The sequence below is a fragment of the Streptomyces sp. NPDC001848 genome, assembly GCF_042891915.1.
Taxonomy (GTDB): Bacteria; Actinomycetota; Actinomycetes; order Streptomycetales; family Streptomycetaceae; genus Streptomyces.
Genome location: NZ_JBIATP010000026.1, coordinates 44,718 through 62,942, shown reverse-complemented (window position 1 = coordinate 62,942; position 18,225 = coordinate 44,718). Strand labels below are relative to the sequence as shown.

Genomic DNA, 18,225 nt, shown 5'->3' with positions numbered 1-18,225 from the left:
TGGGACCGCGCAGTGCGGGGCTACGAACGCCAGGAGCGAGAGCCGGCGGCTGACGTCGACCACCTCTCTCGGTTCGAGGCCGAGATGGAGCGGCTGAAGACCGAGCGGGAAAAGGCGATCCAGCACGCCGAGGACCTCGGCTACCAGGTCGAGGTGCTGCGCGCCAAGCTGCACGAGGCGCGCCGCACCCTCATGTCCCGTCCCGCGTACGACGGGGCCGACATCGGCTACCAGGCCGAGCAGATGCTGCGCACCGCCCAGATGCAGGCGGACCAGCTGCGGGCGGAGGCCGAGCGCGAGCTGAGCCAGGCCCGCGCCCAGACCCAGCGCATCCTCCAGGAGCACGCCGAGCAGGCCGCCCGCCTGCAGGCGGAACTGCACGCGGAGGCGGTCGCCCGCCGCCAGCAGCTCGACCAGGAGCTGGCCGAGCGCCGGGCGACCGTCGAGTCGCACGTCAACGAGAACGTGGCCTGGGCGGAGCAGCTGCGCGCCCGCTCCGAGGCCCAGGCCCGCCGCCTGGTCGAGGAGTCCCGCGCCGAGGCCGAGCAGGCCCTCGCCGCCGCCCGCGCCGAGGCCGAACGACTGGTCACCGAGGCCCGGCAGCGACTGCAGAGTGACGCCGAGGCCGCCCGCGCGGAGGCCGACCAGATCCTGCGCCGGGCCCGCGCGGACGCCGAGCGGCTGCTGAACGCCGCCTCCACCCAGGCCCAGGAGGCCACCGACCACGCCGAGCAGCTGCGCTCCTCCTCCGCGAGCGAGTCGGAGGCCGCCCGTCGTCAGGCGTCCGAGCTGAGCCGTGCCGCCGAGCAGCGGATGGCCGAGGCGGAGACCGCGCTGCGCGAGGCGCGCGCCCAGGCCGACAAGCTCGTCGCGGAGGCCAAGGAAGCCGCCGCCAAGGCCCTTTCGAGCGCCGAGACGGAGGGCGAGCAGCGCACCCGTACGGCCAAGGAGCAGGTCGCCCGGCTGGTCAGCGAGGCCACCAAGGAGGCCGAAGCCACCAAGGCCGAGGCCGAGCAGGTCGTCGCGGACGCGCGCGCCGAGGCCGAGAAGATCGTCGCGGAGGCCGCCGAGAAGGCCCGTACGATCACGGCCGAGGAGACCGCCTCCCAGCTCGGCAAGGCGGCCCGTACGGCCGAGGAGGTCCTCAACAAGGCGTCCCAGGACGCCGCGGCGACCACCAAGGCCGCCGCCGAGGAGGCCGACCGGATCCGCAAGGAGGCCGAGGCCGAGGCGGACCGGCTGCGCGCCGAGGCGCACGACATCGCCGAGCAGCTCAAGGGCGCGGCCAAGGATGACACCAAGGAGTACCGCGCCAAGACGGTCGAGCTGCAGGAGGAGGCCCGCCGGCTGCGCGGCGAGGCCGAGCAGCTGCGCGCCGAGGCGGTCGCCGAGGGCGAGAAGATCCGCGCGGAGGCGCGCCGCGAGGCCGTCCAGCAGATCGAGGAGGCGGCCAGGACCGCCGAGGAACTGCTCGCCAAGGCGAAGGCCGACGCGGACGAGCTGCGCACCACCGCCACCGCCGACAGCGAGAAGGTCCGCACGGAGGCCATCGAGCGCGCCTCGATGCTGCGCCGCCAGGCCGAGGAAGCCCTGGAGCGCACCCGCAAGGAGGCCGAGACCCAGCGCGCCGAGGCCGTCGAGCTGGCGGACGCCATCAAGGAGGAGGCCGAGAAGGTCGCGCGCGCCCTGCGCGAGGAGAGCGAGCGGGCCGTGGAGGCCCGCCGCGCGGAGGCCGCCGAGGAGCTGGCCCGCCTGCAGTCGGAGGCCGAGCAGCGGCTCGCCTCGGCCGAGCAGGCCCTCGCCGACGCCCGCGCCGAGGCCGAGCGGCTCCGCCGGGAGGCCGCCGAGGAGACCGAGCGTCTGCGCACGGAGTCCTCCGAGCGCATTCGTACGCTGCAGGCGCAGGCCGAGGCCGAGGCGGAGCGGCTGCGCACGGAGGCAGCCTCGGACGCGTCCGCTTCGCGCGCCGAGGGCGAGGCCATCGCCGTACGCCTGCGGTCCGAGGCGGCGGCCGAGGCCGAGCGGCTGAAGTCGGAGGCGCAGGACACCGCCGACCGGGTCCGCGCGGAGGCGCAGGCCGCGGCGGAGCGGCTGAGCACGGAGGCGTCGGAGACGCTGGCCGCCGCCCAGGAGGAGGCCACCCGGCGCCGCCGGGAGGCCGAGGAGCTCCTCGGCGCCGCCCGCCAGGAGGCCGACCAGGAGCGGGAGCGGGCCCGGGAGCAGAGCGAGGAGCTGCTCGCGGTGGCGCGCGCCCGGGTCGAGGAGGCCCAGGCCGAGGCCGTACGGCTGGTGGAGGAGGCCGACCGGCGCGCCACCGAGATGGTGTCGGCGGCCGAACAGCACGCCCAGCAGGTGCGGGACTCCGTGGCCGGGCTGCACGAGCAGGCGCAGGAGGAGATCACCGGCCTGCGCTCGGCCGCCGAGCACGCGGCGGAGCGTACGCGCACCGAGGCGCAGGAGGAGGCCGACCGGGTCCGCGCCGACGCCTACGCGGAGCGGGAGCGGGCCACCGAGGACGCGGGCCGCCTCCGGCGGCAGGCCGCCGAGGAGTCGGAGGCGGCCAAGTCGCTCGCGGAGCGTACGGTCGCGGACGCGATCGCCGAGGCGGAGCGGCTGCGTTCGGACGCCGCCGAGCATGCCCAGCGGGTGCGGACCGAGGCCTCGGACACCCTCGCCGAGGCCGACCAGGCCGCCGCGCGCACCCGTGCGGAGGCCCGCGAGGACGCCAACCGGATCCGGTCGGACGCGGCCACGCAGGCGGACACCCTCATCACCGAGGCGCGCGCGGAGGCCGAGCGGCTCACCACGGAGACCGCCGCCGAGGCCGAGCGGGTGCGCGCGGAGTCCGTGGCCAAGGCGGAGAAGCTGCTCGCGGACGCCACCGACGAGGCGGAGCGGCTGCGCGCCGAGGCCGCCGAGGCGGTCGGCTCCGCACAGGCGCACGCCGAGCGGATCCGCACCGAGTCGGAGCGGGTCAAGGCCGACGCGGAGGCGGAGGCCGAGCGGATCACGACGGCGGCCCGCGAGGAGGCCGAGCGCACCCTGGACGAGGCCCGCAAGGACGCCAACAAGCGGCGTTCCGAGGCGGCCGAGCAGGTGGACAAGCTCATCACGGAGACCGCCGCCGAGGCCGACAAGCTGCTGTCGGAGGCCCAGCAGAGCGCGCACAAGACGACGGCGGACGCGGAGGCACAGGCCGACACGATGGTGGGCGCCGCCCGCAAGGAGGCCGACCGTCTGGTCGCCGAGGCCACGGTCGAGGGCAACATGCTGGTGGAGCGGGCCAGGGCGGACGCGGACGAACTGCTCGTCGGTGCGCGCCGGGACGCCACCCAGATCCGCGAGCGCGCGGAGGAGCTGCGCGAGCGCATCACCGCCGAGATCGAGGAGCTGCACGAGCGGGCGCGGCGCGAGTCGGCCGAGGCGATGAAGTCGGCGGGCGAGCGCTGCGACGCACTGGTCAAGGCCGCCGAGGAGCAGCTGGAGAAGGCCAAGGCGCAGGCGAAGGAGATCCTGTCGGAGGCCAACTCGGAGGCGGGCAAGGTCCGTATCGCCGCGGTGAAGAAGGCCGAGGGCCTGCTGAAGGAGGCCGAGCAGAAGAAGGCCACGCTGGTCGCCGAGGCCGAGCAGATCAAGGCGGAGGCGATCCGCGAGGCCCGCAAGGCCGTTGAGGAGGGCAAGCGGGAGCTGGAGATCCTGGTGCGCCGGCGGGAGGACATCAACGCGGAGATCTCCCGGGTCCAGGACGTCCTGGAGGCACTCGAGTCGTTCGAGGCGCCGTCCGCCGGCAAGGACGCGGGGGTCAAGGCGGGTGCCACCGTGGGGGCACCTCGTTCGGGTGGCAAGGCGTCAGAAGGCTAGCCAGAAGCGGGGTTCTATGCTTGCCGGGGCGCCGTGCACAGGTCCTGGCAAGCCCCCCGACAGCTCAGCCACCCAAAAGGAGTGTCATTCTCCAGATCAAACACGCATCCGCTCGATGACACGCCGCATTGCGCCCTAGGATTCCCCTATCACCTCACCGGTCTCATTCGACAGGAACCCCATGAGCGACACTTCCCCCTACGGCTTCGAGCTTGTGCGGCGTGGGTACGACCGCGCTCAGGTGGACGAACGGATCTCGAAGCTCGTCTCCGACCGTGACAGTGCTCTCGCCCGCATCACCGCCCTGGAGAAGCGCATCGAGGAGCTCCACCTCGAGACGCAGAACGCCCAGGCCGCCGTCAGCGACGCCGAGCCGTCGTACGCGGGTCTCGGCGCGCGCGTCGAGAAGATCCTCCGCCTCGCCGAGGAAGAGGCCAAGGACCTGCGCGAGGAGGCCCGCCGCGCCGCCGAGCAGCACCGCGAACTGGCGGAGTCGGCCGCCCAGCAGGTGCGCAACGACGCGGAGTCGTTCGCCGCGGACCGCAAGGCGAAGGCCGAGGAAGAGGGCATTCGCATCGTCGAGAAGGCCAAGAGCGACGCGGCCCAGCTGCGTGCCGAGGCGCAGAAGGACGCCCAGTCCAAGCGCGAGGAGGCGGACGCCCTCTTCGAGGAGACCCGCGCCAAGGCCGCGCAGGCCGCCGCCGACTTCGAGACGAACCTCGCCAAGCGCCGCGAGCAGTCCGAGCGCGACCTGGCCTCCCGTCAGGCCAAGGCGGAGAAGCGCCTCGCGGAGATCGAGCACCGCGCCGAGCAGCTGCGCCTGGAGGCGGAGAAGCTGCGCACGGACGCCGAGCGCCGCGCCCGCCAGACGGTGGAGACCGCCCAGCGCCAGGCCGAGGACATCGTGGCGGACGCGAACGCCAAGGCCGACCGCATCCGCTCCGAATCCGAGCGCGAGCTCGCGGCGCTGACGAACCGTCGCGACTCGATCAACGCCCAGCTCACCAACGTCCGCGAGATGCTGGCGACGCTCACGGGCGCCGCTGTCGCCGCCACGGGCAGCCCGTCCACCGAGGACGAGCCGATCTCCCGCGGGGTCCCGGCGCAGCAGTCCCGGTAACACGGGCCGCACGCCGGCTGGACATCCGCGAAGCCCTCCGCCACTCACGTGGGGGAGGGCTTCGCGCCGTTTCGGCGACATCCGACGCCGGGCGTTTTACCTCCCCTTGGGCGGAACCGTCAGTGCACCGATATCCTCCTAACTCTTACGGGGGGCGCGTGCCCCGCTGTCCTGAACCTTGCGATGGGTGCGGAGCATGATCGAGGCAGTCGGCCTGACCAAGCGCTACGGCGACAAGACCGCTGTGTACAACCTCTCCTTCCAGGTGCGGCCGGGGGCGGTCACCGGCTTCCTCGGGCCCAACGGCTCGGGCAAGTCGACGACCATGCGGATGATCCTCGGCCTGGACAACCCGACCTCGGGGACGGTCACGATCGGGGGCTACCCGTACCGCAAGCTGCCCAACGCCCCCCGCCAGGTCGGCGCCCTGCTCGACGCCAAGGCCGTGCACGGCGGCCGGGCGGCCCGCAACCATCTGCTGTCCCTGGCCCAGCTCTCCGGCATCCCGGCCCGCCGGGTCGACGAGGTGCTCGCCGTCGTCGGCCTCCAGGAGGTGGCCGGGAAGCGTTCCAAGGGCTTCTCGCTCGGCATGGGCCAGCGGCTCGGCATCGCCGCCGCGCTCCTCGGCGACCCGCAGGTGCTGCTGTTCGACGAACCCGTCAACGGCCTCGACCCCGAGGGCATCCTGTGGGTCCGCAACCTGATGAAGTCGCTCGCGGCCGAGGGCCGTACGGTCTTCGTCTCCTCCCACCTGATGAGCGAGATGGCGCTCACCGCCGACCACCTGATCGTGATCGGGCGGGGGCAGCTGCTCGCCGACATGAGCGTCAAGGACTTCATCTCCGCCAACTCCGCCGACTTCGCCCGCGTCCGCACCCCCGACACCGAGCCGCAGCAGCGGGAGAAGCTGACGGCCGCGCTCACCGAGGCGGGCGGGCACGTGCTGCCCGAGCAGGACGGCGCGCTGCGGGTCACCGGGCTGCCGCTGCCCCGCATCAGCGACATCGCGCACGACACCGACGTACGCCTGTGGGAGTTGTCCCCGCACCAGGCGTCGCTGGAGGAGGCGTACATGCGGATGACGCAGGGAGCCGTCGACTACCGCTCGAGCATCGACCAGAAGGCGGGGCTGATGCAGCCGCTGCCGCCCGGCGTCCAGCCGCCGCTCCCGGTACCGGGGCAGGGCCAGCCGGGCTGGTACGCGCCACCGCCACCGCAGCAGGGCGGACAGCCGTTCTCGATGCCGGGCGGGCCCGGGCAGCCGCCCGCGGGACCGTACGCCGCCCCGGCCGCCGGGCAGCAGCCGAACCCGTACGCGCAGCCGGCACCCCAGGACCAGGCACCGGACCCCGCCGCCCCGCCCGTTCAGGCCCCGGCTACCGCAGCCGACGCATCCGCGCCCGCACCCGCCCCCGCTGCCGACCCGACCAAGTCCGAGGACGCCCGATGAGCACGCCCCAGCCTCCCCTGCCGCAGGCCGCGCCCACCTGGCAGACGGCACCCGGTTCCCCGTACCCCACCTACACCTCGCCGATCCCGGTGGTGCGCACCCATCTCGGACACGCGATCGCCTCGGAGTGGACGAAGATCAGGTCGGTGCGCTCCACGATGTGGACACTGGGCGTCTTCCTCGTCCTGATGATCGGCGTCGGGACGCTGTTCGCCGCCATCGCCGCCGCCTCGGACGCGCACCTGCAGGGCAGCTCTCCGCTGGGCCTCGGCATCGGCGGCGTCCTGACCGGCAGCATCTGCATCATCACGCTCGGCGTGCTGACCACCGCCTCCGAGTACGGCACCGGGATGATCCGTACGACCATGACCGCGTGCCCGAGCCGGACCAGGGTGCTGGTGGCGAAGGCGATCGTGTTCTTCGCCGTGGCGTTCGTGATCACGACCGTGTCCGCACTGCTCGTCGCCATCATCCAGACCGCCATGCTGAGGAGCTACGGCCTGGCCCGGCCCACCGGCATGGAATGGCTGAAGGGGACGGTCGGCATCGGCCTGTACGTGGCGCTGCTCGGCCTGCTCTCGCTGTTCGTGGGCTCGATCATCCGGCACTCGGCGGGCGCCATCACCATCATGATCGGCCTGGTGCTCGCCCCGCTGGTCATCGCGATGTTCCTGTTCACCGAGTCGCTCCGGGGGCTGCAGAGCTTCCTGCTGGAGTACTCGATCCCGAGCCAGCTCAGCGCCCTGTACGGGGACTCCCTGGGCAACTCGGGCCCCAGGGGCTGGGACCCGGTGTGGATCGTCCTCGGCCTCGCGGCCGTCGCCTTCGCCGGCGCGTGGCTGCTGCTGGAGCGGCGCGACGTGTAGGGCCTCAGTACTTCGGCGCGTTACGGGACCGCCGCACCCGCGTGGTGCGGTGGTCCTTCGCGTTCCAGCAGGACTTGTGCCAGTGCCGGCGCTCGTCCACCCCGCCGAACTCGGGCCACGCCACCACGTGCGGGACGCCGGAGGGGATCACCTGGTCGCAGCCGGGGCACCGGTAGGTCTTGCCCTCGGCGCTCGCCCCCGCCACATGGCGCACGCTCCACTCCTCGCCCTGCCAGCTCTCGCTGGACTGCCAGCCGCCGTACCGCGCCCTGTCCTCGTCCGCGCTCCGGCCGGACGAGCCTGAGCCCTTGGGTCGGTTGCGACGCGGGGACACGGGACACCTCACGGGGCTATACAGGGAGCAGGGACCGTATCCAGCCTACGCGGCGCCGACACGGGTACGCGTACGTCATCAACTCCAGGGATCCCCCCTCCCATCAGCCCATTCAGCAGACAATCCGCAAATCTCTCCGTCAACCCGTGACTTGGGCACATGTCAGGCAGTTATGCCGCTTGGGGGAGCTCCGCGTCGGAGCCAGGAAAGCAGGAAGTGCGATGCGCGTTGGAAGTTTTGTACTGGCGGCCCAGTTTCCGGGACAGGGCCAGGGGGAGGCGCTGCACCGCGCGGTGCGGTCGGCGGAGGCCGCCGAGGAGGCGGGCCTGGACACGGTGTGGCTGGCCGAGCACCACTTCGTGCCGTACGGGACCTGCCCCTCGGCGATCACGCTGGCCGCCCTCCTGCTGGGCCGCACCCACCGGATCCGGGTCGGCACGGCGGTGAGCGTCCTGCCCACCGCGCACCCGGTGGCACTCGGTGAGCAGGCCGCGCTGCTGCACATCACCTCCGGCGGACGCTTCTCGCTCGGAGTGGGGCGCGGCGGACCGTGGGTGGACCTGGAGGTGTTCGGCACGGGGCTGAAGGCGTACGAGACGGGCTTCCCGGAATCACTCGATCTGCTGGTGCGCTGGCTGCGCGAACCGTCCGTCGCCGCCGCGGGGGAACGATTCACCTTCCGTGAAGTCCCGGTCGTGCCCCGCCCGTCGGAGTCGCTCACGGACGCCGAGGGCCCGGAGGTCGTCGTCGCCTGCACATCGCCGGCGAGCGTACGGCTGGCGGCCGAGCGGGGGCTGCCGATGCTGCTCGGCATGCACGTGGGGGACGAGGAGAAGGCGGACATGGTCGCGCTGTGGCGGAGTCATGCGCAGGCGGCCGGAGTCGACGGTGACGCGATCGCCGGCGCCGGTCATGTCTCGGCCGGTGTCTGCCAGATCGCCGACCGGCGCACCGACGCCGTCGAGTCGCTGACGAAGGCCATGCCGGGCTGGCTGAAACAGGGGCTCGACGCGCATGTGACGGTGGACGGGCGGGCCCGCGCCATGCGGGACCCGCTCGCGTACACCGAACTGCTCTGCGGGCTGCACCCGGTGGGCACCCCGCGGCTGTGCGCCGACCGGCTCGCGGCAACCTCCGAGCGGACCGGCATCACACGCTTCGCGCTGCTCGTCGAGGGCTCCGGCGACCTGGCGGCGACGGTGGAGAACGTCCGCCGGCTGGGCGCCGAAGTGCTCCCCCACCTCCGCTGAACCCACCGGGCCGGTGCGCGGGTGGAGGGGCTTGCCGCTGCGGTACTCACGCGGGAGCTTGCCGCTCCGAAACCGATGCACCTCCCGCGTACGGAGCGGCAAGCCGTACGACTCTGTGGGTGTCAGCAGTCACGCAGCTCCGGCGACTGGTTGAGGAGCTGACTGCGGACCGAGGTGAAGCGGGCCAGCGTGTCGTCCACCGAGGAGTCCAGCGGGAACACCGCCACCCGGTGGCAGTTCTGGAACGCCAGGCGCACTCCGAAGTGCCGCTGCAACGCACCGCGTATGGCGTCGCTCGCGAGCGCGCGCAGCAGCTGTCCACGTGCCTGCTCGTCCGGCGGGGGCGTCTGGTTGTCGGCGAAGTCACCGCCGTCCACCTTCAGCTGGGCCACCAGGGAGCTGATCATCTCCCACGCGTAGGGCAGGGAGGTCCGGACGCAGTCGACGAAATCGGCTTCGTCGACCTCGCCTCGCTCGGCCTGTTCGAGTAGGGCCGGTGAGACGTCGAGCGACATGGGTTCTCCTCTCGCACCCCGAGACAACAGGGGTTGATGGACAGGTAAGGGAGTTCGCGATATCGAACACGCTGAGTACACACCCCGCGACCTCCCGTTTACTACGGTAGGCAACCGCCGATGGCGGCACCAGGAAAATGCGAACACAGCGAAATCCCACTGGGCACACAACCAGCCATTGCCGAACGGGGGCATCTCGGGAAAAACGGTGGTGCTCCGGGGACCGGCTCGCACGAGGTCGAATCGCGTGCGGCCCGGGGCGTCGAGTAGCGTTGCCGACCATGCGTCTCGTCATTGCCCGGTGCTCCGTCGACTACGCGGGCCGTCTCACCGCCCATCTCCCCTCGGCTCCCCGCCTGATCCTGGTGAAGGCGGACGGAAGCGTCTCGATCCACGCGGACGACCGTGCCTACAAGCCCCTCAACTGGATGTCGCCGCCCTGCACGCTGAAGGAGGGGACGGGCGACGAGAACGGCGTGTGGACCGTCATCAACAAGACGGGCGAGAAACTGATCATCACGATGGAGGAGATCCTCCACGACTCCACGCACGAACTCGGCGTGGACCCCGGGCTGATCAAGGACGGCGTGGAAGCACACCTCCAGGAACTGCTCGCCGACCGCATCGAGACCCTCGGCGAGGGCTACACGTTGATCCGCCGTGAGTACATGACGGCGATCGGGCCGGTGGACATCCTGTGCCGGGACGCCGAGGGGCAGACCGTCGCGGTGGAGATCAAACGGCGCGGCGAGATCGACGGTGTGGAACAGCTCACGCGCTACCTGGAGCTCCTGAACCGCGACCCGCACCTCGCGCCGGTGCGCGGCATCTTCGCGGCCCAGGAGATCAAGCCGCAGGCCCGCGTGCTGGCCACGGACCGCGGGATCAGCTGTGCGGTGCTGGACTACGACGCCCTGAGGGGCATCGAGGACGACAAGCTCCGCCTGTTCTGACGGGCGGTTCGTCCCGACGGACGGTACGACGACAGAGGGCCGGGTCCGGGAGGCGGACTCGGCCCTCTTGAGTCGGCGGACCCCTACATCACCGTGCCTGTGCCGCTCGGGGTGCCGGAGCCGGTGGTGGGGGCGCTGCCCGAGCTGCTCGTTGTGGCGGGAGCGCTGGAGGAAGGGCCGCTGGCCGAGTTGGAGGTACTCGGCGTGCTCGCGGTAGGCGACGAGGATGTGGTCGGCCCGGAGTCCGTGGGCGCCGGAGGGGTCGAGGTGGGGCTCGACGACTTCGTAGGCGGCGTCCACGACTTCGTGGGCGACGTGGAAGGTGGCTTCGACGGCGACTTCGACGGAGTCGTCCCGTGCGTACCCGTCGGATTCCCCGACGGCTGGTCCGAGATGCCCGGCGTCGGGCTGCCCGTGGTACCGGGCGTGCCGGTCCCGCCGGGAGCCTTCGCCGTCGCCGCGCCCACCGAGCCCGAGCCGCCCTTGCCGCCCGAGCCGCTGTCCCCCGCCTTGTCCGCGCCCAGGCCGCCGCTGTCCGTGCCCTGGCTTGCCGAAGGGCCCACGCGGACCTGGTCCGAGGGGGCCTTGCCGTCGTTGTTCGACGTCATGCCCAGCGTCACCACCGTGCCGAGCACCGCGGCCAGCGCCGCCCCGGCGCCCGCGGCCACCAGGTTGCGCCGGGTGCCCTTGGCCACGCCCCGCAGGCCGCCGGCCGGGCGGGCCGGGATCTGCTGGGTGAGCAGTGGCGCCCGGTCGGCGGGGGGCGCCGGCACCACGAAGCCGGTCGGCGGCGTCGGTTCCGCGGGCAGCTGCACGCCGGGCGGTGTCTCTCCGGACCGGTCCGCGACCAGGGCCAGGGCGCGCCGTCCCGCGACCGTGCCACGCTTGTCGGCGAGGGCGCCGCGCAGCCCGATGGCTGTCTCCAGCTCGGCCCGGGCGCGGTCGAGTTGTCCGCCGCAGAGCGCGAGGATGCCCAACTCGTGGTGGAAGTAGGCCTGCTCGCCCACCTCGCCGGCCAGCCGGGACGCTTCCGCGCCGGAACGCAGTGCCCGCTCCCAGGCGCCCCAGTGCAGCCCCGCGGCCAGCGCGGGCGCCGCCTGCCGGGCCAGTCGTACGGCCGTGCTCTCCTCGCCCTCGGCGGGGGGCGTCGTCACCGGCACCAGGGCGGTCAGCGCGGCCAGTATGGCGTCGGCCTCCGCTGAGACCCTCTCCGGGGTGACCGAGGGGTGCCCGGCCCACCAGGAGTAGTGCTGGGCGGCTTTGAGCGCGTACTCCTCGGAACCTGTCGCGTATCCGGCGGCCTCCAGCTGGGTCAGCACTCCGGCCGCGAGCCGGTAGCGGGAGCCGACCGGGGAGACCAGGGCGCAGCCGACGAGTTCGGCGAGCGCCGCGTCCGCGTGGGTGTCGTCGACGAGGGCCGGCAGATGCGTCTGGTGGGGCACCTCTCCGCCGAGCGCGACCGCGAACTTCAGCGTCTCGCGCGCCGAGGCGCTGAGCCGGGCGGCGAGCAGCGGGGCGGGTGCGGCGGCCTCGGCGAGCGACGGCAGCGGCACGTCACGGTCGTCCCCGGCGTCGAAGGGCGCGTCGACGGGGACGTCGACGTCCTGGAAGACGCCGAACTCGTCGACGGCGCCCTCGTCGGCCCGCCGCCGGTCGCGTTGCCTGAGCAGCGCCCCGGCCTGGACGAAGCGCAGCGGCAGTCCCTCGGACTCGAACCACAGGTCGCCCGCCCAGTTCGTCTCCTCCTCGGTGAGGTCGCGGCCGACGGCGTGTTCGAGGATTTCCAGGCCCCCGGCGCGGTCGAGTCCGCCGAGGAAGACCTCCTCCACCTGCGAGTCGGCGGAGGGCGCGGGCACGTCGGGCGTGGCGGAGAGCAGGAACGCGCACTCGGGCGTCGCGTCCAGCAGCTCGTCGAGCGCGCTGCCGCCGAACTCCAGGTCGTCCAGGACGACCACGGCGCCGATCTCGCGGACGTACCGGAGCAGTTCCTCCCGGTCCGGCCGGTGTGCGGGCGCCTTGTGGACGGCGGCGAAGAGGTCGTACAGCAGGTCGCCAGTCGTGCGCCGGTAGCCGGTCAGGCGTACGACACCGTCGGGCGCGAGATCCGCGCAGTCCTCGGCGACGATGTCGAGGAGCGTGGTGCGGCCGGAGCCGGCGGGTCCGGTGAGCCGTACCGAGCGGCCCCGGGCGAGCAGCCGCACCAGCCGCTCGCGCTCCTCCTGGCGTTCGAGCAGCGGCAGCCGTGGCTGGGTGGGCCCCGGCGGTACGGGCGGCCTTGCCGCGCGTTCGTGGTCGCTCCGCTCGTCGGCGGTGTACTTGGCCGGGCGCGCGGGCCGCTCCCCGGGCGGGCAGACCTCGATCTCGCTGCCGTCGACGGGGTTGACGGTGAGCAGGAAGTCGCCCGTCACGAGCTGGACGGTACGGGCGAGTGCCGGTGCCGGCTGTCCGAAGTCGGGTGTCATGGGGTCCCGCGGCGGTCGCCGGCCCGGCGCGTCACCAGCGCCGTCCCGGCCGTACTGCTCGGGTCCCGGGTTGTTCGGGTCCATAGGTCCAAGCCCCCCAAAAGCGTCGTGTGCCTGAGCCCCTCCCGGCCTTGCCGCACACTGCGCTGTCGCTTCTGGTCCGGTGCCCGCTCGAGGGCCTGAGGGCGGCGGGCAGCCGAACCCTAAACCTTTGGTCAGTATCTCCGACAGGCCGGGGTACCACGCCGTCCGAGACGTCACAGTCTCGTGAGGATTGCGCGCGACGCACGTTTCGTCGGCGTTCACCCCTGGGAGCCTGTCCCCCGGGTCACCCGCGTCGCGTCGGCGAAACCCGTGCCGGTCCGGTCACCGCCCGGTCAGACCCGGGGCAGTGACTCCACCCCGATGCCGCCCTCGATGGCCAGGATCCGGTGCAGGCGGGTGGCCACCAGCAGGCGCTGCATCTGCGGCGGTACCCCGCGCAGCACCAGCCGTCGGCCGCACCGCCCGGCCCGCCGGTGTGCCCCCATGATCACCCCGAGCCCGGTGGCGTCCCAGGAGTCCAGTTCGGACAGGTCGAGCACCAGGTCACCGACGCCTTCGTCGACTGCCGAGTGCAGGACCGTACGGGCGTCCGCCGCGCTGTGGACGTCGAGGCGGCCCCCGACGACCAGCTCGGCGTGGTCGCCCCTGATGTGCATATGCGCTCCCCGAGAGTGCGTCGCTGGTGTACTCCGCGTTGTGGTTGTGCAACCTCTGACTGCGTGGAGAGCGGCCAGGTTGCCGATCGTTGGCGAACCGATACCGAATTCACCCGAGAGGGTGATCCCCGTGGGGGCCTGCGGTGTCAGTACGTGTAGAAGCCCTGCCCGCTCTTGCGGCCGATGTCACCCGCGTCAACCATCCGGCGCATCAGCTCCGGCGGAGCGAACTTCTCGTCCTGGGTCTCGGTGTAGATGTTGCCGGTGGCGTGCAGCAGGATGTCGACGCCGGTGAGGTCGGCCGTGGCCAGGGGTCCCATGGCGTGGCCGAAGCCCAGCTTGCAGGCGAGGTCGATGTCCTCGGCAGTGGCCACGCCCGATTCGTACAGCTTGGTGGCCTCGACGACGAGTGCCGAGATGAGACGGGTCGTCACGAAACCGGCGACGTCGCGGTTGACGACGATACAGGTCTTGCCCACCGACTCCGCGAACTCCCGGGCGGTGGCCAGGGTTTGGTCACTCGTCTTGTAGCCGCGGACCAGTTCGACGAGCTGCATCATCGGAACCGGCGAGAAGAAGTGCACGCCGACGACGCGCTCCGGGCGCTCGGTGGCCGCCGCGATCTTGGTGATCGGGATGGCGGAGGTGTTGGAGGCGAGCACGGTGTCCTCGCGCACGAGCTTGTCGAGCGTCCGGAAGATCTCGTGCTTGACGTCGAGCTTCTCGAAGACGGCCTCCACGACGATGTCCGCGTCGGCGGCGGCGTCGAGGTCGGTGGTCGCCGTGATGCGGGCGAGCGCCGCGTCGGCGTCGTGCGCCTCCAGCTTGCCCTTGCTCACGAACTTGTCGTACGACGCCTTGATGGCGTCCGTGCCACGGGTGAGCGCCTCACTTGTGACGTCCCTGAGGACGACCTCCCAGCCGGCCTGGGCCGATACCTGGGCGATCCCGGATCCCATGAGTCCGGCCCCGATGACGGCGAGCTTCCGTGCCACTGTGCGACTCCCCTGACGCGCTGTCCGTGTGTGCCTCTCCGGCGGACACTAGCGCCCGTGAGGGCCGGTGTGACCGGTTAGTAATGCGCGTCACGTCTCACATGACGGACTTCACACCGGCACGGGTCATTCCGGGGCACGGACGGCGTAGTTCAGCACCTTCTCGCTCAACAGGTCCTCGATGTCGTCGAGAAGCACCAGTACCTCTCGTGACACTTCGGCCGGTTTGCGCCCGGCGACCATGGCCCGGCCGATGGTGACGAAGACCGTCTGGTGGACCCAGCAGATCTGACCCGCCATCAGGCCGGGCATCGGGTCGTCGGCGCCCACGCGGGTCTCCTCGCGCAGGGCCGCCTCCAGGTTGTCGTGGATCTCCTGCTGCAGGGTCCACAGCCGGGAGCGCAGGGGCGGCGCCTCGTGGATGACCCGCATGAAGCGGTCGTAGCCCTCCATCAGGCCGACCCTGGGCGAGACCGCCTCGACCTCCTCGCGCAGTTCGCGCAGGACGGCCCGGGCGGCCGACTCCCCCACGTCCCGGCCGCGCACCCAGCGTGCCAGTCGGTCGACGACGCCGGCGGAGCGGTCGAAGAAGAGGTCCTCCTTGGTGGGGAAGTAGTTGTAGACGGTGTTGACGGACACGTCGGCGGCCTCCGCCACGTCCGCGATGGTCACCGTCACGAAACCGCGCTCCAGGAAGAGTCCGGTGGCGATGTCCGAGATCCGCTGCCTGGTCTCGCGCTTCTTCCGCTCCCTGAGCCCCTCTGCCATGCCCACATCGTAGGCGGACCTCCGATCGGTTGGTGTCGCTGAAAATTTGGCGTCATTGCAATTTTGTTGAGACTCTGTTTTTCTGGGCTCATGACCATCATCAGTACGGCCGGTCTGGCCCGTACCTTCCGGACCGGGCGCGGCCCGGTGGAGGCGGTGCGCGGGATCGACCTCACCGTGCGGGAGGGCGAGATCCTCGGCTTCCTCGGACCCAACGGCGCGGGCAAGACGACGACCCTGCGCATGCTGACCACCCTGCTGAAACCCACCGGCGGTGCGGCGACGGTCGCCGGCTGCGACCTGGCCACCGACCCCGTCGGGGTGCGCAGGGCATGTGGCTATGTGGCGCAGTCCGGCGGCGTCGACCCGCAGCTCACCGCGCGGGAGGAACTGGTCACCCAGGGGCGCCTCTACCACCTGACGCGACATCAGGCGCGGGAGCGAGCCGAGGAGTTGGCCCGCGACCTGGACCTGACCGAACTGCTCGACCGCAAGACCGGCGCCCTGTCCGGCGGCCGGCGGCGCCGCCTCGACATCGCGATGGCGCTCGCCCACCGCCCCGAGGTCCTCTTCCTCGACGAACCGACCACGGGGCTGGACCCCGGCAGCCGCGCCGACCTGTGGGACCTGGTCCGCAGGCTGCGCGACGAGCACGGCACCACCGTCTTCCTCACCACCCACTACCTCGACGAGGCCGACGCCCTCTCCGACCGGCTGGTGATCGTCGACAAGGGCGTGGTCGTGGCGGAGGGCACGCCGAGCGCGCTCAAGCTCCGGTACGCGGGTTCGATCGACGCTTCCCTGCAGGACACCTTCCTCGCCATCACCGGCCGCGGCCCCTCCCCGGCCGCCTCCGCCGCCGTAGCCGTATAGGAATCCGGACGACGATGCTTCTCCACGACACCGCGCTGATCTACGGCCGCTATCTGCGCCAGTCCCTGCGCTCCCGCTTCGCGCTGCTGTTCGGCATGCTGATGCCGCTGCTGTACCTGCTCTTCTTCGGCCCGCTCCTGACGCACCTGTCGCTCGGTTCGCGCGGCAGCTCCTGGCAGGTCCTCGTGCCCGGGCTGCTGCTCCAACTGGGCCTGTTCGGCGCGGCGTTCGCAGGCTTCGGCATCATCGTCGAGAAGGGTCAGGGGGTGGTGGAGCGCATGCGCGTCACCCCCGCCAGCCGGCTCGCCCTGCTCCTCGGCCGGGTGCTGCGCGACGCGACGGTCTTCGTGTTCCAGGCCGTGCTGCTGGTCCTCGCGGCGGTGGCGCTGGGCCTCAGGGCGCCGCTGCCCGGCGTCCTGATCGGCTTCGCGTTCGTCGCGTTGCTCACGATCTCGCTGGCGTCGCTGTCGTACGCGCTGGCGATGAGGGTCGCCACCCCCCAGGAGTTCGGCCCGGCCGTCAACGCGACGACCATGCCGTCCATGCTGCTCTCGGGCCTGATGCTGCCGATGTCGCTGGCCCCGGCCTGGCTGGACGTGCTGTCCCACGTCATGCCGCTGCGCTATCTGGTGGACGCGGTCCGGGACGCCTACGTCGGCTCGTACACGACGGCGCACATGCTGTACGGCGTCCTGGTCGGCCTCGGCCTCGCGACGCTCTCCGTGACGGTGGGCACACGGGTCTTCCGGACGGCCGGGGCGTAACTACGCTGGTCGCATGGTCAATCTCACGCGCATCTACACGCGGACCGGCGACAAGGGCACGACGCACCTCGGGGACATGAGCCGGGTGCCGAAGACCGACCTGCGGATCGCCGCGTACGCGGACGCCAACGAGGCGAACGCGGTGATCGGCACCGCGATCGCGCTGGGCGATCTCGACGAGGAGGTCGTGAAGGTCCTCACCCGCGTGCAGAACGACCTGTTCGACGTGGGCGCGGACCTGTCGACGCCGGTGGTCGAGAACCCCGAGTTCCCGCCGCTGCGGGTGAAGCAGTTCTACATCGACCGGCTGGAGGCGGACTGCGACCGCTTCCTCGCCGACCTGGAGAAGCTGCGCTCGTTCATCCTGCCGGGCGGCACCCCCGGCGCGGCCCTGCTGCACCAGGCGTGCACGGTCGTACGCCGCGCAGAGCGCTCCACGTGGGCCGCGCTGGAAGTGCACGGCGAGGTGATGAACCCCCTGACGGCCACCTACCTCAACCGGCTCTCGGACCTGCTGTTCATTCTCGCCCGGTACGCCAACAAGGAGACCGGGGACGTGCTGTGGGTACCGGGCGGGGAGCGCTGAGCCGCCGAGGCGCGCTCCTCATCCGCTCCCAGCCCGCTCCCCACCCGCTCCCAGCCCGGCTCAGCGGCCGGTGACGTCCTGGGCGGCGTCCCGGTCCGCCGCCGCGAGCGCGGACTCCGCCGCGGCCACCTGCTGCTGCATGTCCGCGAGCCCGGACGGGGCCGTGGCGGGAGTCGCGGACGGGGCCCCGGACGACGCCGGCGTTGCCGCCGTGCCGTGCTCCCGGGCGCAGCCCGCGGTGAGGCCCACGAGAAGGACCACCCCGGGGACGGCCGCCCTCAGCCCGCGACGCATCAGCTCGCCGCCTTGCCGTCGTCGTGGGCGGCGCACCAGGTCTTGACCCCGGCCAGGTCCTTCTGCCGCTGCTGAAGCGTCGTCACCAGCGACTTGCGGAAGGTGAGCCGGTCCTGGAGATAGGTCGCGATCTCCTCGTGGCCCGCCTTCTTCGCGTTGTCCACGCGCTGCTCCAGCCGGGCGATGGAGCCCTTGACACCCGCTCCGCCCTCCAGCCGCTTCAGCACGCGGTCGATGCGCCGTTCGATCCTCGGCACCCGCTTGCACAGCGCCTTGGCCCCGTCGCCCTTGGGCGCCGCCTTGGCCATGGCCGTGGGCGCGGGCGTGGCTGACGTCTCCGCCACGGCCGCCCCGGTCCCGCTCACCAGCAGCGCGGCCGTGGCCAGACCCGCGAGCAGGGTGCGCCGGCGTCGTCGTACGTCCATGTCCTCCT

General features: G+C 72.1%; 17 protein-coding genes. 9 read left to right on the top strand and 8 right to left on the bottom strand.

The genetic code is table 11. From position 1 onward, the window contains the following. Positions 1-12 precede the first annotated feature (12 nt). From scy to ACFYZJ_RS36250, 4 genes are all read left to right on the top strand, one after another. On the top strand, positions 13-3,861 hold the full coding sequence (gene scy, locus ACFYZJ_RS36265; RefSeq protein WP_388575787.1) for a polarized growth protein Scy: 3,849 nt from the start codon (positions 13-15) through the stop codon (positions 3,859-3,861). Between the two features lie 181 nt (positions 3,862-4,042). Beyond that, positions 4,043-4,981 (top strand): cellulose-binding protein, encoded by a 939-nt coding sequence (locus tag ACFYZJ_RS36260; protein WP_388575786.1) that lies wholly within the window; start codon positions 4,043-4,045, stop codon positions 4,979-4,981. Positions 4,982-5,177: 196 nt separating this feature from the next. Further along, complete coding sequence (locus ACFYZJ_RS36255) at positions 5,178-6,431, top strand: ABC transporter ATP-binding protein (RefSeq protein WP_388575783.1); 1,254 nt, start codon at positions 5,178-5,180, stop codon at positions 6,429-6,431. After that, complete coding sequence (locus ACFYZJ_RS36250; RefSeq protein WP_388575781.1) at positions 6,428-7,297, top strand: ABC transporter permease subunit; 870 nt, start codon at positions 6,428-6,430, stop codon at positions 7,295-7,297. Before ACFYZJ_RS36255 ends, ACFYZJ_RS36250 begins: the two co-directional genes overlap by 4 nt. 4 nt (positions 7,298-7,301) lie before the next feature. Here ACFYZJ_RS36250 and ACFYZJ_RS36245 read toward each other — a convergent pair whose 3' ends face one another. Beyond that, positions 7,302-7,631, bottom strand: coding sequence for an ATP/GTP-binding protein (locus ACFYZJ_RS36245; RefSeq protein WP_388575778.1), 330 nt, complete (start codon positions 7,629-7,631; stop codon positions 7,302-7,304). Positions 7,632-7,852: 221 nt separating this feature from the next. Here ACFYZJ_RS36245 and ACFYZJ_RS36240 point away from each other — a divergent pair, with 221 nt between their 5' ends. After that, positions 7,853-8,881, top strand: coding sequence for an LLM class flavin-dependent oxidoreductase (locus ACFYZJ_RS36240; protein WP_388575775.1), 1,029 nt, complete (start codon positions 7,853-7,855; stop codon positions 8,879-8,881). Positions 8,882-9,003: 122 nt separating this feature from the next. Here the strand turns inward: ACFYZJ_RS36240 and ACFYZJ_RS36235 are convergent, their stop codons facing one another. Next, a complete protein-coding gene (locus tag ACFYZJ_RS36235; RefSeq protein ID WP_263232122.1) occupies positions 9,004-9,396 on the bottom strand; it encodes an SCO5389 family protein in 393 nt (130 codons plus the stop codon). A gap of 281 nt (positions 9,397-9,677) precedes the next feature. Here ACFYZJ_RS36235 and nucS point away from each other — a divergent pair, with 281 nt between their 5' ends. Further along, positions 9,678-10,349, top strand: coding sequence for an endonuclease NucS (gene nucS / locus ACFYZJ_RS36230; protein WP_388575772.1), 672 nt, complete (start codon positions 9,678-9,680; stop codon positions 10,347-10,349). An 83-nt stretch (positions 10,350-10,432) separates the two neighbouring features. Here the strand turns inward: nucS and ACFYZJ_RS36225 are convergent, their stop codons facing one another. The 4 genes from ACFYZJ_RS36225 to ACFYZJ_RS36210 all read right to left on the bottom strand — a co-directional run bounded on the left by ACFYZJ_RS36225 (position 10,433) and on the right by ACFYZJ_RS36210 (position 15,275). Continuing rightward, on the bottom strand, positions 10,433-12,895 hold the full coding sequence (locus ACFYZJ_RS36225; RefSeq protein ID WP_388575770.1) for an ATP-binding protein: 2,463 nt from the start codon (positions 12,893-12,895) through the stop codon (positions 10,433-10,435). A 293-nt stretch (positions 12,896-13,188) separates the two neighbouring features. After that, positions 13,189-13,512 (bottom strand): STAS domain-containing protein, encoded by a 324-nt coding sequence (locus ACFYZJ_RS36220; RefSeq protein WP_388575767.1) that lies wholly within the window; start codon positions 13,510-13,512, stop codon positions 13,189-13,191. A gap of 146 nt (positions 13,513-13,658) precedes the next feature. Continuing rightward, positions 13,659-14,507 carry a 3-hydroxyacyl-CoA dehydrogenase family protein gene (locus ACFYZJ_RS36215; protein ID WP_388575764.1) on the bottom strand — a complete coding sequence of 283 codons (849 nt, stop codon included), beginning with the start codon at positions 14,505-14,507 and terminating at the stop codon, positions 13,659-13,661. Between the two features lie 126 nt (positions 14,508-14,633). Further along, a complete protein-coding gene (locus tag ACFYZJ_RS36210) occupies positions 14,634-15,275 on the bottom strand; it encodes a TetR/AcrR family transcriptional regulator (protein WP_388575761.1) in 642 nt (213 codons plus the stop codon). Between the two features lie 90 nt (positions 15,276-15,365). On the opposite strand from ACFYZJ_RS36210, the gene ACFYZJ_RS36205 reads away from it, so the two are divergent. Genes ACFYZJ_RS36205 through ACFYZJ_RS36195 form a run of 3 tightly spaced genes read left to right on the top strand, consistent with a single transcriptional unit; the run spans position 15,366 to position 17,498 of the window. Next, a complete protein-coding gene (locus ACFYZJ_RS36205) occupies positions 15,366-16,148 on the top strand; it encodes an ABC transporter ATP-binding protein (protein ID WP_388575758.1) in 783 nt (260 codons plus the stop codon). A 14-nt stretch (positions 16,149-16,162) separates the two neighbouring features. Continuing rightward, positions 16,163-16,912, top strand: coding sequence for an ABC transporter permease (locus tag ACFYZJ_RS36200; RefSeq protein ID WP_388575753.1), 750 nt, complete (start codon positions 16,163-16,165; stop codon positions 16,910-16,912). A gap of 13 nt (positions 16,913-16,925) precedes the next feature. Further along, entirely contained in the window at positions 16,926-17,498 is a 573-nt protein-coding gene (locus ACFYZJ_RS36195) for a cob(I)yrinic acid a,c-diamide adenosyltransferase (protein WP_388575750.1), read from the top strand. Positions 17,499-17,558: 60 nt separating this feature from the next. Here the strand turns inward: ACFYZJ_RS36195 and ACFYZJ_RS36190 are convergent, their stop codons facing one another. Continuing rightward, positions 17,559-17,792, bottom strand: a complete 234-nt coding sequence (locus ACFYZJ_RS36190; RefSeq protein ID WP_388575747.1) for a hypothetical protein — start codon at positions 17,790-17,792, stop codon at positions 17,559-17,561. After that, the gene (locus ACFYZJ_RS36185; protein ID WP_388575746.1) at positions 17,792-18,217 is read right to left on the bottom strand and encodes a hypothetical protein; all 426 of its coding nucleotides are present in this window, start codon (positions 18,215-18,217) and stop codon (positions 17,792-17,794) included. The genes ACFYZJ_RS36190 and ACFYZJ_RS36185 overlap by 1 nt, the downstream gene beginning before the upstream one ends. Positions 18,218-18,225 lie beyond the last annotated feature (8 nt).

Excerpts from the sequence above, each read along its gene's own strand:
- ACFYZJ_RS36220 (WP_388575767.1), bottom strand. The coding sequence starts at position 13,512 with ATGCACATCAGGGGCGACCACGCCGAGCTGGTCGTCGGGGGCCGCCTC.
- ACFYZJ_RS36200 (WP_388575753.1), top strand. The coding sequence starts at position 16,163 with ATGCTTCTCCACGACACCGCGCTGATCTACGGCCGCTATCTGCGCCAG.
- ACFYZJ_RS36185 (WP_388575746.1), bottom strand. The coding sequence starts at position 18,217 with ATGGACGTACGACGACGCCGGCGCACCCTGCTCGCGGGTCTGGCCACG.
- ACFYZJ_RS36195 (WP_388575750.1), top strand. The coding sequence starts at position 16,926 with ATGGTCAATCTCACGCGCATCTACACGCGGACCGGCGACAAGGGCACG.
- ACFYZJ_RS36190 (WP_388575747.1), bottom strand. The coding sequence starts at position 17,792 with ATGCGTCGCGGGCTGAGGGCGGCCGTCCCCGGGGTGGTCCTTCTCGTG.
- ACFYZJ_RS36225 (WP_388575770.1), bottom strand. The coding sequence starts at position 12,895 with ATGGACCCGAACAACCCGGGACCCGAGCAGTACGGCCGGGACGGCGCT.
- ACFYZJ_RS36240 (WP_388575775.1), top strand. The coding sequence starts at position 7,853 with ATGCGCGTTGGAAGTTTTGTACTGGCGGCCCAGTTTCCGGGACAGGGC.
- ACFYZJ_RS36205 (WP_388575758.1), top strand. The coding sequence starts at position 15,366 with ATGACCATCATCAGTACGGCCGGTCTGGCCCGTACCTTCCGGACCGGG.
- ACFYZJ_RS36250 (WP_388575781.1), top strand. The coding sequence starts at position 6,428 with ATGAGCACGCCCCAGCCTCCCCTGCCGCAGGCCGCGCCCACCTGGCAG.
- ACFYZJ_RS36235 (WP_263232122.1), bottom strand. The coding sequence starts at position 9,396 with ATGTCGCTCGACGTCTCACCGGCCCTACTCGAACAGGCCGAGCGAGGC.
- ACFYZJ_RS36210 (WP_388575761.1), bottom strand. The coding sequence starts at position 15,275 with ATGGCAGAGGGGCTCAGGGAGCGGAAGAAGCGCGAGACCAGGCAGCGG.
- ACFYZJ_RS36255 (WP_388575783.1), top strand. The coding sequence starts at position 5,178 with ATGATCGAGGCAGTCGGCCTGACCAAGCGCTACGGCGACAAGACCGCT.
- nucS (WP_388575772.1), top strand. The coding sequence starts at position 9,678 with ATGCGTCTCGTCATTGCCCGGTGCTCCGTCGACTACGCGGGCCGTCTC.
- ACFYZJ_RS36260 (WP_388575786.1), top strand. The coding sequence starts at position 4,043 with ATGAGCGACACTTCCCCCTACGGCTTCGAGCTTGTGCGGCGTGGGTAC.